9 protein-coding genes are annotated in these 12581 nt (G+C 72.2%); 5 read left to right on the top strand and 4 right to left on the bottom strand.

All coding sequences use genetic code 11. The annotated features are described in order from the left end of the window. Positions 1-137: 137 nt before the first annotated feature. Positions 138-722, bottom strand: coding sequence for a TetR/AcrR family transcriptional regulator (locus ACIF80_RS22100; protein WP_399807139.1), 585 nt, complete (start codon positions 720-722; stop codon positions 138-140). 461 nt (positions 723-1183) lie between these two features. Here ACIF80_RS22100 and ACIF80_RS22095 point away from each other — a divergent pair, with 461 nt between their 5' ends. Then, positions 1184-2677, top strand: a complete 1494-nt coding sequence (locus tag ACIF80_RS22095) for a glucose/sorbosone family PQQ-dependent dehydrogenase (protein ID WP_399807136.1) — start codon at positions 1184-1186, stop codon at positions 2675-2677. A 162-nt stretch (positions 2678-2839) separates the two neighbouring features. On the opposite strand, the gene ACIF80_RS22090 is transcribed toward ACIF80_RS22095, so the two are convergent. Beyond that, on the bottom strand, positions 2840-3451 hold the full coding sequence (locus ACIF80_RS22090) for a dihydrofolate reductase family protein (RefSeq protein ID WP_399807134.1): 612 nt from the start codon (positions 3449-3451) through the stop codon (positions 2840-2842). A 454-nt stretch (positions 3452-3905) separates the two neighbouring features. On the opposite strand from ACIF80_RS22090, the gene ACIF80_RS22085 reads away from it, so the two are divergent. Further along, complete coding sequence (locus tag ACIF80_RS22085; protein ID WP_399807132.1) at positions 3906-4820, top strand: YceI family protein; 915 nt, start codon at positions 3906-3908, stop codon at positions 4818-4820. Positions 4821-4866: 46 nt separating this feature from the next. Here ACIF80_RS22085 and ACIF80_RS22080 read toward each other — a convergent pair whose 3' ends face one another. Further along, positions 4867-6135, bottom strand: coding sequence for an NAD(P)/FAD-dependent oxidoreductase (locus tag ACIF80_RS22080; protein ID WP_399807129.1), 1269 nt, complete (start codon positions 6133-6135; stop codon positions 4867-4869). A gap of 181 nt (positions 6136-6316) precedes the next feature. On the opposite strand from ACIF80_RS22080, the gene ACIF80_RS22075 reads away from it, so the two are divergent. The 3 genes from ACIF80_RS22075 to ACIF80_RS22065 all read left to right on the top strand — a co-directional run bounded on the left by ACIF80_RS22075 (position 6317) and on the right by ACIF80_RS22065 (position 8982). After that, positions 6317-7990 (top strand): PucR family transcriptional regulator, encoded by a 1674-nt coding sequence (locus tag ACIF80_RS22075; protein WP_399807126.1) that lies wholly within the window; start codon positions 6317-6319, stop codon positions 7988-7990. A gap of 97 nt (positions 7991-8087) precedes the next feature. Then, positions 8088-8591 (top strand): carboxymuconolactone decarboxylase family protein, encoded by a 504-nt coding sequence (locus tag ACIF80_RS22070; RefSeq protein WP_399807123.1) that lies wholly within the window; start codon positions 8088-8090, stop codon positions 8589-8591. Positions 8592-8598: 7 nt separating this feature from the next. Further along, a complete protein-coding gene (locus ACIF80_RS22065; protein ID WP_399807120.1) occupies positions 8599-8982 on the top strand; it encodes an alpha/beta fold hydrolase in 384 nt (127 codons plus the stop codon). 104 nt (positions 8983-9086) lie between these two features. Here ACIF80_RS22065 and ACIF80_RS22060 read toward each other — a convergent pair whose 3' ends face one another. Beyond that, entirely contained in the window at positions 9087-12461 is a 3375-nt protein-coding gene (locus tag ACIF80_RS22060; protein WP_399807560.1) for a pyruvate carboxylase, read from the bottom strand. Positions 12462-12581: the final 120 nt, after the last annotated feature.

Here is a 12581-nt window from a genome sequence, read left to right as displayed (position 1 = left end):
GTGGGGGGGCGGGGGGGGGGGCGCCCCCGCGGCCCCCGCCCCCCCCCCCCCGCGGCGGGCCCCCCCCCCCCCGGCCGGGGGCCCCCCCCCCCGCGCCCCCCCCGCCCGGCCCGGCCGCCCCGGCCCGGCCGGTCGTCTCAGTCCTCGAACAGCTGGGCCCATTGCCGGGCCAGGGAGGTGAGGATCAGTTCCTCCCTCTCCTTGTGGCCGCGGATGTACAGGAAGTAGAAGTTGCGCTCCAGGCTCATCATGAGCGTGGCCATGTGCACTTCGCGTTCCGTCCGCTCGTCCTCCGTCGCACCGTCGGGGTGGAGCGCGGCGTGGGCCGACGAGACGCGCCGGATCAGTCCCAGCCACTCCTCGAGCACGTCCTGGTCGATGGCCATGGCCTGGTTGACGGCCTCGAACTCCGTGGCGTAGCGCAGCCACATCCCGCGGGCGGTCTCCAGCCACTCCCGCAGAGCCTCGGGGGTGTGCTGCGGCATCCCGTCCAGCACTTCGTAGAGCTCGGCGACCTCGGCCTCGATCTCGGTCATACGGGCCCTGATGATCTGGGACTTGCTGTTGAAGTACAGGTACAGGTTGGCCCGGCTGCTGCCGGCCGCGGCCGCGATCTGGGCCATGGACGTGCTCTCGTAGCCCCGTTCCTTGAAGAGACGCAGAGCCTCGTCGACGAAACGCTGACGCGTGGCGATGCTCTTGGCCGTGCGGTTGGCTGCCATGCGGAATACCTGGCTCACAGGGAGAAGCTGACGGATCGAGACACCCGGGGGTGGCCGGGAACAGCACCCGGCCCACCCGCCGAGGGGACGGAACGGTACGGCACTGCCGGTGAAGTGTAGCCATTCGGGTGAACCGCGAGGTGGGGGGACTCCACGGTGCCCTGTCGGCCGGGTTCGATGGGCGCCCGATCGCGGCGGCCCCGGCCGGCCCCACCGTACGGAGCGCCCGGGAACGGCATGCCGTCCGTCGACAGGCGAGGACACCCCAACTCATGTCCCGTCAGGGGCATTTTGAATCTTCCCGGCCCTCAGCCGCGCGGGGTGGTGTTCGGACGGGTCCGTGTCCCGGCCACCCCCTTCCCCTCACCCGAACGGCGCAACGAAGCAGTGCCCGGAGCGCTGAAACGTAAGCGGAACGTGATGCTTCGAACGCGGGGGGCGACCCACCGGAAGGAAGCAACATGCACCACATACTGCGCGGGCCGGTGACGACTGCGCTCGTCCTGGCCCTCGGCGCATCGCTGTCCGGCGCCGCTGTCACGGGCGGAGATCCCTCCGCGAACGGGAACACGGACACCGCGACCCCTCCGGCCACGACCACCGCGCCTCCCTCGTCGGGCACGTTCACCAAGCGGGTCGTGGCCACCGGGCTGAACAACCCCTACGAGATCGTGCGGGCTCCCGACGGATCCCTGTGGGCCACCGAGAAGACCGGCAAGAAGGTCACCCGCGTCGACCCGAAGACCGGCGCCAAGACCACTCTCCTCAGCCTGCCGGAGGCCGTCCACAGCGAGGGCGGGCAGGACGGCGTCCTCGGCCTCGCCCTGGAGGAGCACGAGTCCGGCGCGCTGTACGCGTATGTCGCCTACAGCCACGACATCGACCCGACCCCGGTCGTCCAGGCCCGCACGAAGATCGAGCGCTACACCTACGACGCCGGCCGGCAGCGGCTGCACAGCCCGAAGGCCGTCATCGCCGGCATGCCGTCCGGCAACGACCACCAGTCGGCGCGGCTGCGCCTGGGCCCGGACGGCAAGCTGTACTACACCATCGGTGACCAGGGCGTGAACCAGTTCGGCAGCACCTGCAGGCCCAGCTACGCCATGCGGCTGCCCACCGCCCACGAGGTCGAGGGCCTGGACTGGATCGCCTACCAGGGCAAGACCCTGCGGCTGAACACCGACGGCTCCATCCCCTCGGACAACCCGGTCCTGGACGGCGTGCGCAGCCACGTCTACACCTACGGGCACCGCAACGCCCAGGGCCTGGCCTTCGGCCCCGACGGCACGCTCTACTCGAACGAGCAGGGCCCGAAGACCGACGACGAGATCAACATCCTGCGGAAGGGCGCCGGCTACGGCTGGCCGAACGTCTCGGGCTACCGCGACGACAAGGCCTACGTCTACGCCAACTGGTCCGCCTCCTGGCCGACGCCGTGCGACGAGCTGACCTTCAGCAACTTCGAGATCCCCGCGACGGTCCCCGTGCAGGAGGAGAGCGACTTCACCCGGTCCTTCATGGACCCGATCCACACCTTCGGCACGGTGGACTCGGACTTCCAGTTCCAGAACCCCAAGTGCGCCCAGGGCGAGATGTGGTCGGTGTGCTGGCCCACCATCGCACCCTCGAGCTTCGAGCACTACGGGACATCCAGGAAGTCCGCCGGGTCCACCGGTGAGGGCCTCCCCGGCTGGAACGACTCCCTGGTGATGACCACCCTCAAGGACGGCACCGTCTACCGCGTCGACCTCACGCCGGACGGCCGGGACGTCAGCAAGGTCACCAAGCTCATCACGGAGGAGAACCGCTTCCGTGACACGGAGTTCAGCGCCGACGGCAGGTCCCTCTTCGCCGCGACCGACTCCGCGGGCCCCGTCCGTGACATCCGGGGCGCTCCGTCCACCGAACCGCTGGCGAACCCGGGCGCGATCATCGAATACCGCTGGGAGCGCTGACCCGCCGCGCTCCGCTCCCGCTCCGGCTCGCCGAGGAGCACACGCAGTCGTCCTCGCCCCGCCCGGCCGGTGCCTCGCACAGGTCCGGCCTCCTGGAGCGAGGACCTCTGCCGTACCCGTACGGGCCGGGCCAGTCGCGCCGGGACTGCCGGTTCTCACCCCTTACGCCTCGGCACCGTACGTCCCGTACCCGGGTTGTCCCGTCGTTTCGTAGGTGTGGACCGCCAGGCCGCGTGGTGTCGTCTCGTGACGGATCAGCCGGAGCCCGGTCGGGGTGACGCCGGCCGGGAAGAGGCGGCGGCCGGTTCCTACGAGCACGGGGGCGATCACCAGGCGCAGTTCGTCGATCAGGCCGGCGGCCAGCAGGGACTGGGACAGCCGGGCGCTGCCGTGGAGCTGCAGCTCACGGCCGGGCCGCCGCTTCAGGTCGGCGACCTGGGCGGGGACGTCGCCGGACAGGATCGTGCTCGGGTTCCATCCGGCCTCGGTCAGGGTGTGGGAGGCCACGTACTTCGGCAGGCCGTTCATGAGGGGGCCGAAGGGCGGTTCGGTCATCTTCGGCCAGTCCCGCGCGAAGTTCACGTACGTACGGCGGCCCAGCAGCAGGGCGTCCGCCTGGCCGAGCCAGGTGGCGGCCAGCTGTTCGAAGGCCTCGTCCAGGTACGGTACGAACCAGCCGCCCCGGGTGAACCCGTCGCTGGTGTCCTCGTCCGGGGCTCCCGGGCCCTGGTAGACGCCGTCCAGCGTCAGGAACTGCGTCAGTGCCAGCTTCATCGCGCACCACTCCTCTCCTCGACGGGGACGGCGCCCTGTCCGCCGTTCCTCACCGTCCCTCTCCTTCTTGGACGGTGAGGCGCGCGAGAACTCATCGGTCCGGCCGCACGTCGATGGCATGTGCGGACGTCGTGCACGATGTGCGCCGATACCGCGAGTGACGCATGAACATTGCGGTACGCCCCACACCGTTCGCCAAAGCGTTACCGCAAAGCATTGCCCCCTCAAACCGGTTCATCACCTCCCATACCAGGCCCCTCCGAGGGCTCGCCCGGCATGGTCCGGGGCTCACCCCCGCACGCGGAGCAGCACATCTCCCCTGCCGTCGGCTTTAGGATCATCACAGACCTCCCCCTCGTACCGACGTCCCGTTTCCCCGGCCTCTTGGCAGCTGCGAACGCGGTGTGCCGTGCGGGTCGCGGGGCGGTGACACGTGTGATGAAAGGTGAACACCATGGTCCTCGGACTGCTGCGACGCAGGCGCTCCCCCGGCGCCCACGGCGCCGCGTCGGCCCTCTCGGTCCCCCTGCCGGACGGTGCGGGGGTGTTCGGCTGCGAGGTCGTCGACGGGCTGGCGCAGCCGCTGGGCGGAGCCGAGGTCACGGTGACCGGGCTGAGCAGCCACCGGGTCGCGGCCCGCGGCACCACCGACCCGTACGGCTACTTCTTGGCGGCCCTGCCCCCGGGCACCTACAGCGTGATGATCGTGTCGGAGAGCCTGTCACCGGTCCGTGAGACCGTCGAGATAGCCGCCGGCGTGGTGCTCCCTCCGCAGCGCGTCGTACTCGAGCCCGCGCGTCAGCTGGAGCTCCCGTCGTCCGGCACCTGGCTGTTCGACCCGCCGCACACCGCGATCCGGTTCATCGCCAAGCACGTGGGCATGGCCCATGTGCACGGCCGCTTCACGCGGTTCGAGGGCGGCATCCGTGTCGCACAGGACATGGCCGACTCCCAGGTCTCGGTGCGCATCGACGCGTCCAGCCTCACCACGGGCAACCAGACGCGCGACAACCATCTGCGGTCCGCGGACTTCCTCGACGTCGAGCACTACCCGTACATCGACTTCACCAGTACCCGGTTCGCCTATCGCGGCGGCTCCAGGTGGACCGTGCACGGCTCCCTCACCATGCACGGCACCAGCCGCTCCGTGGGCCTCGACACCGAGTACCTCGGCACCGTGAACGGCGGCTACGAGCAGGAACTGCGCTGCGCCGCTCTCGCGAAGGCCGAACTGCACCGCGAGGACTTCACCCTCAACTGGCGCTCGATGCTCGCCCGCGGCATCGCCGTGGTCGGGCCCACCGTCCAGCTGGAGCTCGACGTGCAGGCCATGTACCGGACCCACGACACCCCGACACCGCCCCAGTAGGGGCGGCGCCGGGGTCGCGCCGGGGTCGCGCCGGGGTCGCGGCCGGTCAGCGCAGCGGGTCGAACGGCGCGAGCTGCGCCGGGCGTTCGCCGGTGACGACCGTCTCGGCGAGCAGCAGTCCGGTGGCCGGGCCGAGGGTGATGCCCCACATGCCGTGCCCGCCCGCGGCGAAGACCCGGGGTGAGCGGGTGCAGCCGATCAGGGGAAGTCCGTCGGTCGTGCACGGGCGCGAGCCGACCCACTCGTCCTTGCGGGCGTCCAGGTCGGCCCCGCGCAGCAGCGGGCGGGCCGCCTCGGCGATGGCGTTGATCCGGCGGGCGTCCAGGGGCGCTTCCGGCTTGCGGAACTCCATCATCCCGGCGACGCGCAGCCGGTCGCCGAGCGGCGTGCAGGCGACGCGCTGTCCGGGGAAGTAGACCGGTCCGGACGGCACGTGCTCGACCGGGATGCTGAAGCTGTATCCCCGGCCGGCCTGCACGAGGGAGCGGACGCCGAACTTCCTGGCGTGCCGGCCGAGCCAGGCTCCGGTGGCCAGGACCACCGCGTCGAAGCGCCGGCTTTGGCCGTCACCGGTCAGGACGGTGACGCCGGTGGCCGCGTCCCGCACATCGGTGACCTCCGTGCTCTCCCGGATCTCCCCGCCCCGGGCACGGACCGCGTCGGCCAGGGAGTGCACGAAGTGTCCCGGGTCGATGTAGCGCTGACCGTGCAGCCGGATCGCCGCGCCGATCTCGTCCGAGAGGGACGGCTCGACCCCCCGGGCCTCGTCTCCGTCGAGGACGTCGAACTCCATGCTCTGGCCCGCGGCGTGGATCTGTTCGAGTTCCTCCAGCAGGACCCGGCGCTCCCCGGCCGTACGGTAGGCCGCGAGGAAGGACTTGGCGTCGAGGGTGCGCGCCTCGACGCCCCCTTCGGCCAGCAGGTCGAAGGAGGGCAGCGACAGGCCGTTGATGGGGACGAGCGCGCGCATCGCGCGCAGCCACCGTGTCGCGGTGCTGTTCCGGGCGAACCCTGCCAGGAACCTGAGCAGGGCGGGGTTCGCGCTGGGTGGGACGTAGACCGGGGAGGACGGGCTGAGCACCGCTCGCAGGCCGTAGCCGAGGACCGCGGGCTCGGGCAACGGTGTCGCCAGTCCGGGGGTGAGCCATCCGGCGTTGCCCCAGGACGACCCGGCGGCCACCCCCGCGCGGTCGTACACGGTGACGTCGGCTCCCCGCTCCTGCAGGAACCAGGCGGTGGACAGTCCGACCATGCCGGCGCCGACGACGGCGACGGAACGGGGGCCGGAGTGTGCGGGCGAGGGCGGGCGGGCCATGCGGAACCTCTTCTCCAAGGCGGTGATGTCTCCGATGGTGGGCCCGGCCCGCCCGGTTGTCTTTGTGGTGTGCGGCCAATGGCAGCCGGATCGATGATGCGCCGAGCACTGTGCACCGGAGCCACAATGGGGGCATGACCATGCGCATGAGCTGTTCCTCTCCCCCCGCGGGGTGCCGGTGATGATCACGGTCACCGATCTCGTGGACTCCCTGGGCGCCGGGTTCCTCCGCACGGTCGTGGCGGCCGGGAACGCCGAGGTGCACGACGTCGCCCTGGCCGAGCCCGGCGACGCCGGGGGACAGCCGGGGGAACTCGTCCTGGGGGTGGGCGTGGCCGACCGGGCGGAGGCCCTCGCCCTGCTGGAGCGGGCCGCACGGGCGGCGGCCGGGGGCGTGGTCCTCAAGAGCCCCTTCGCCGGCGATCCCCAGGTGGCCCGCGCCACCCGCGAACTGGCGGGCCCCGCCCTGGTCGAACTGCAGCCGCACACCTCGTGGGCGCATGTCGTCTGGCTGCTGCGAGGTGTCATCGACCGGGCCGCCGCGCCCGACACCAGTCGCCTCGGTACGCCCGGACCGCACGTCGACCTGTTCGCGCTGGCCGACGCGGCGGCCGAGATCATCGACGCACCCGTGACGGTGGAGGACGCGCAGTCCCGGGTGCTCGCGTACTCCGCGCGGCAGGACACCACCGATCCGGCGAGGGTCTCCACCATCGTGGGACGACGCGTCCCGCCGGAGACCCTCACTCATTTCCGGGCCGTCGGTGTCTTCCGCAGGCTCGCGCGCTCCAGCGACCCCATCTGGACCCCGGCGGGCCCCGACGGCACGCTGCCCCGGCTGATCATCCCGGTGCGGGCCGGCGGCGAGTGGCTCGGCTCGATCTGGGCGGTGGTCAGCCCTCCGGTCCCGGAGGAGCGCATCCGGGAGCTCGGCGACGTGGCCTCGGTCCTCGCCCTGCATCTGCTGCGGCTGCGTGCCGAGGCGGGTATCGCACGGCGGGTGTCGACCGGCCGGCTGCGGGCGACCCTGCGCGAGGGGGCGGCACCGGGTGCGGGCGCGTTTCCCGGACCGGACGCGGTGCCCGCGCTGCCGGCGGGTCCCTGGCGGGTGGTGGCCTTCGGGTCGCCCTACGGGACCGACGACGTACGCAGGCAGCTGGATCTGTGGGAGTCCGTCGCGCGCCGCTTCGGCTGGCACGAGCCCTTGCTGACCGACCTCGACGGGCTGCTGTTCGGTCTGGTCACCGAGCGGCCCCGCGGCAGGCGGCCGGTCACGGCCGGCGGCATGGCCGACGCCGGTGCGGGCACCCTCGACTGGCTCCGTCATGTGCTCGGTGAGGTCCACGCGCGCGATGCGGGCCTGTATGCCGTCGCGGGGTGCCCCGCCCACTCCCCCGACCGGTTGCCCCGTTCCACCGCGGAGGCCGGGGAGCTCCACCGGCTGGTCGCCGCGGGCCGGCTCCCGCTCCACGGCACGAGGGGGATCCTCCTGATGGAGGACGCCTGGGACGCCGTTGTCGTGGAGCGTGCCACGGCGGCCGTCGGAATCGACACGGGCCTGCTCGGCGGCCCGCTCGCCGTGCTGCGCGCGCACGACGAGGAGCACGGCACGCCGTACCGCGCGACGCTCGCGGCCTGGCTGGACCACTTCGGTGACCCGCAGAGCGCCGCGCGGCTGCTGCGGATCCACCCCAACACGCTGCGGTACCGGCTGCGCAAGCTCGACGAGGTGGCTCCGGTGGACCTGTCCTCTCCGCGCGTGCGACTGGCTCTGCGGCTGCAGCTCACGGCGATGGGCACGTCTCCGGCCCAGGACGGGGCGCCCGGTCCGCTCTCGCCGCCGGCCCGTCCGTGACCGCTCGCGGCCTCGTCCGGCCGGCCGCCGAAAGTGCATTCATCAAAAATGAGTCACGGATGATAGGACAGGAGGTCAGATACCGCGCGTTGAGGGAGTGCACGTGATCGAGCCGGCAGCGGGGACCACCGACAGGCGGGTGTTCGTCGACCAGCAGAGCCCGGACGCCTACCGCGCTCTGTCGGCCACGGCCGAGGCGGTGCGCAAGGTCGCGGCCGACGCCGGGCTGGACCGCCTCCTCGTCGAGCTGATCAACATCCGGGTCTCCCAGCTCAACGCGTGCGCGTTCTGCCTCGGTCTGCACACCACGAGGGCGCTGCGCGCCGGTGAGACCACGCAGCGCCTGGGTGTGCTGCCCGCCTGGCGCGACACCGAACTGTTCGATCCTCGAGAGCGGGCCGCGCTGGCACTGGCCGAGGCGACCACGCTCCCCACGGACGAGGACGCGCAGACCAGCGCCTACGGCATCGCCCGCTCCGTACTGTCGGAGGACGAGATCTCCGCCGTGATCTGGGTGGCGATCACCATGAACGCCTTCAACCGGGTCTCGGTCCTGAGCAAGCACCCGGTGCGCGGCCGTGCCGCGGCACCGGCCGGCTGAACACCCCGTGGGCCCGCCGCACGGCGGGGCCCTCACCGCCGGACCGTCCTTCGGTGCCGTGCCGCCCGCCCTGCCCGCAGACCGGCTGGTGCTCGCTCCCGAGGTGCTGGGGCACGGCCGCACCGCCGGCACCGACCGCGCCCTGCCGGTGCCGGAACCGGCTTCCGGCGTGGTGGCCCTCCTCGACGCGATCCGTGTCGAGCAGGCCGATTTCCTCGGGTACAGCCTCGGCGGGCTGACCGCTCTGAGCTCGCGGTCAGGCATCCCGGCCGGATGGGGCCGCGCGTGCTCGCCACCGCCCAGTACACGCAGGACGGTGTCCACGGGGCGCGGCGGCTGCTTCCGCGGGCGCGGCCTGCCACACCGCCCGCCACCGCGCGCATGGCCCTGATGCGACGTCCCTGCTCCTGCCGCTGCCGCTGCCGGCCGATCTCCTCGGGTGAGCACCGGCGACGGGGAGCGGGGCCGGGCGGTGGGTGGCGGGCCGTGGTCGGTTCAGGCGAGTTCCACGAGGAGGTCGCCGCCCTCCACCTGCTGGATGCGGTTGATGGCCAGCCGGCTCACCGTGCCGGACTTCGGAGCGGTGATCGCGGCCTCCATCTTCATCGCCTCGATGGTGGCCACCGTGGCTCCGGCCGCCACCTCGTCGCCCTCGGCGACCGCGAGGGTCACCACTCCGGCGAACGGCGCCGCGACGTGCCCGGGATCGTTCCGGTCGGCCTTCTCGGTGACCGGGACGTCGGAGGCGGCGGCCCGGTCGCGGACCTGGATCGGCCGCATCTGACCGTTCAGGGTGGACATCACGGTGCGCATGCCGCGCTCGTCGGCGTCGCCCACGGCCTGGAGCTCGATGAGCAGCCGCACCCCGGGGTCGAGGTCGACGGTGTACTCCCTGCCGGGGCGCAGTCCGTAGAAGAAGTCCTTGCTGTCCAGGACGCTGGTGTCGCCGAAGGTCTGCCGGTGCGTCTCGAACTCGCGGGCCGGACCGGCGAACAGCAGGCGGTTGAGCGTGGACCGGCGGTCCTTCGCCAACCCGTCCCGGTCGTCCGCGGTCAGTTCCTGCACCGGCTTGGCCTCCGCGCGGCCGCGCAGTGCCTTGGTCCGGAACGGCTCGGGCCAGCCGCCGGGCGGGGTGCCGAGTTCACCGCGCAGGAAGCCGATGACGGAGTCGGGGATGTCGAACCGGTCCGGGTCCTGCTCGAAGTCCCGCGGGGACACCCCGGCACCCACCAGGTGCAGGGCCAGGTCGCCGACCACCTTCGACGAGGGGGTCACCTTGACGAGACGGCCGAGGATCCGGTCGGCCGCGGCGTACATCGCCTCGATGTCCTCGAAACGGTCGCCCAGGCCGAGGGCGATGGCCTGGGTGCGCAGGTTGGAGAGCTGCCCGCCGGGGATCTCGTGGTGGTAGACGCGGCCGGTGGGTGAGGCCAGGCCCGCTTCGAAGGGGGCGTAGACCTTGCGGACGCTCTCCCAGTACGGCTCCAGGTCGCCGACGGCCTGGAGGTCGAGGCCGGTGGGCCGGTCCGAGTGGTCGGTCGCCGCGACGATCGCCGACAGGCTGGGCTGCGAGGTGGTGCCCGCCATGGACGCCACCGCTCCGTCGACGGCGTCCGCTCCGGCCTGGATGGCGGCGAGGTAGGTGGCGAGCTGCCCGCCGGAGGTGTCGTGGGTGTGCAGGTGGACCGGCAGGTCGAACTCCCGGCGCAGAGCGGACACCAGGGTCGCCGCCGCGGGCGCCCTCAGCAGGCCTGCCATGTCCTTGACGGCCAGGACGTGCGCGCCCGCCTCCACGATCTGCTCGGCCAGGCGCAGGTAGTAGTCCAGGGTGTAGAGCCGCTCGGACGGATCCGACAGGTCGGAGGTGTAGCACAGGGCGACCTCCGCGACGGCCGTCCCGGTCTCCCGTACGGCGTCGATGGCGGGCCGCATCTGGGCGACGTCGTTCAGCGCGTCGAAGATGCGGAAGACGTCGATGCCGGTGGCCGCCGCCTCCTGGACGAAGGCGTCGGTCACCTCGGTCGGGTACGGCGTGTAGCCCACGGTGTTGCGGCCGCGCAGCAGCATCTGCAGGCAGATGTTCGGTACGGCTTCGCGCAGGGCCGCCAGACGTTCCCACGGGTCCTCGGCGAGGAAGCGCAGGGCGACGTCGTAGGTGGCGCCGCCCCAGCACTCCAGGGAGAGCAGCTCGGGCAGGGTGCGCGCCACCACGGGGGCGACCGCGAGCAGGTCCTTGGTGCGGACCCGGGTGGCGAGCAGCGACTGGTGGGCGTCGCGGAAGGTGGTGTCGGTGACGCCGACGGTGGGCGAGGCGCGCAGCCGGCTCGCGAATCCCTCGGGGCCGAGTTCCGCGAGCAGTTGCCGGGAGCCGGGCGCCGGCTCGGCCGCGGCCGGCCGGGGCAGCTTGGTCGTGGGGTCGATCAGTTCGGGCCGCTCGCCGTGCGGCTTGTTGACCGTGACGTCGGCGAGGTAGGTCAGCAGCTTCGTGCCGCGGTCGGCGGAGTGGCGCGCGGTGAGCAGGTGCGGGCGCTGCTCGATGAACGACGTGGTGACCCGGCCGGCCTGGAACTCCGGGTCGTCGAGCACGGCCTGGAGGAAGGGGATGTTGGTGGAGACGCCGCGGATGCGGAACTCGGCCACGGCGCGCCGGGCCCGGCCCACGGCGGTGGCGAAGTCCCGGCCGCGGCAGGTCAGTTTCACCAGCATGGAGTCGAAGTGGGCGCTGATCTCCGTGCCGGCGTGGGTGGTGCCGCCGTCCAGGCGGATGCCGGAGCCGCCGGGCGAGCGGTAGGCACTGATCTGCCCGGTGTCGGGGCGGAAGCCGTTGGCCGGGTCCTCGGTGGTGATGCGGCACTGCAGCGCGGCGCCGCGCAGGGTGATGTTCTCCTGGGCGAGTCCGAGGTCGGCGAGCGTCTCACCGGCGGCGATGCGCAACTGCGCCTGCACGAGGTCGACGTCGGTGACCTCCTCGGTCACTGTGTGCTCGACCTGGATGCGGGGGTTCATCTCGATGAAGACGTGGTTCCCGTCGCGGTCGACGAGGAATTCCACGGTGCCGGCGTTGCGGTAGCCGATCTGGCGGGCGAAGCGCACGGCGTCGGCGCAGATCCTGTCCCGCAGTTCCGGGTCGAGGTTCGGCGCGGGCGCGAGTTCGATCACCTTCTGGTGGCGGCGCTGCACCGAGCAGTCGCGTTCGAACAGGTGGATGACGTTGCCCTCGCCGTCGGCGAGGATCTGTACCTCGATGTGGCGGGGATCGACGACGGCCCGCTCCAGGAAGACGGTGGGGTCACCGAACGCGGACGCGGCCTCCCGCGAGGCCGCCTCGATGGACTCCCGCAGCTGGGCGGGGTCCTCGACCCGGCGCATCCCGCGTCCGCCGCCGCCGGCGACCGCCTTGACGAACACGGGGAAGCCGATGCCGTCGGCGGCGCGGACGAGTTCCTCCACGTCGGTGGAGGGCTCCGAGGAGCCCAGTACCGGCACGTCCGCCGCGCGGGCCGCGGCCACGGCGCGCGCCTTGTTGCCGGTCAGCTCCAGGATCCGGGCGTTCGGTCCGACGAAGGTGATGCCCGCCTCTTCGCACGCCAGGGCCAGCTCGGGGTTCTCGGACAGGAATCCGTAGCCCGGGTAGACGGCGTCGGCGCCCGCCCGGCGTGCCGCGCCGACGATCTCCTCGACCGAGAGATAGGCGCGCACCGGGTGCCCGACCTGGCCGATCTGGTACGCCTCGTCCGCCTTGAGCCGGTGGAGCGAGTTGCGGTCCTCGTGGGGGAAGACCGCGACCGTTCGGGCGCCCAGCTCGTAGCCCGCGCGGAACGCCCTGATCGCGATCTCACCACGGTTGGCTACCAGCACCTTGCGGAACATGTTGATCCCTTCAGCCTGCCCGGTGACGAAGACCATCGTGTCGGTGGCAGGCCCGGTGCGCCATGTGAGCCGGGCCACTCGTCCTGCGCCGGACGGAGTCTCCGCTTCGGCGCCGTGGGG

This window comes from Streptomyces sp. NPDC085927 (genome assembly GCF_044540975.1).
GTDB lineage: Bacteria > Actinomycetota > Actinomycetes > Streptomycetales > Streptomycetaceae > Streptomyces > Streptomyces hirsutus.
This window is presented reverse-complemented; position numbering and strand designations above follow the sequence as displayed.

Coding starts and splice junctions, on each gene's coding strand:
- ACIF80_RS22095 (WP_399807136.1), top strand. CDS start 1,184: ATGCACCACATACTGCGCGGGCCGGTGACGACTGCGCTCGTCCTGGCC.
- ACIF80_RS22060 (WP_399807560.1), bottom strand. CDS start 12,461: ATGTTCCGCAAGGTGCTGGTAGCCAACCGTGGTGAGATCGCGATCAGG.
- ACIF80_RS22080 (WP_399807129.1), bottom strand. CDS start 6,135: ATGGCCCGCCCGCCCTCGCCCGCACACTCCGGCCCCCGTTCCGTCGCC.
- ACIF80_RS22075 (WP_399807126.1), top strand. CDS start 6,317: ATGATCACGGTCACCGATCTCGTGGACTCCCTGGGCGCCGGGTTCCTC.
- ACIF80_RS22085 (WP_399807132.1), top strand. CDS start 3,906: ATGGTCCTCGGACTGCTGCGACGCAGGCGCTCCCCCGGCGCCCACGGC.
- ACIF80_RS22100 (WP_399807139.1), bottom strand. CDS start 722: ATGGCAGCCAACCGCACGGCCAAGAGCATCGCCACGCGTCAGCGTTTC.
- ACIF80_RS22090 (WP_399807134.1), bottom strand. CDS start 3,451: ATGAAGCTGGCACTGACGCAGTTCCTGACGCTGGACGGCGTCTACCAG.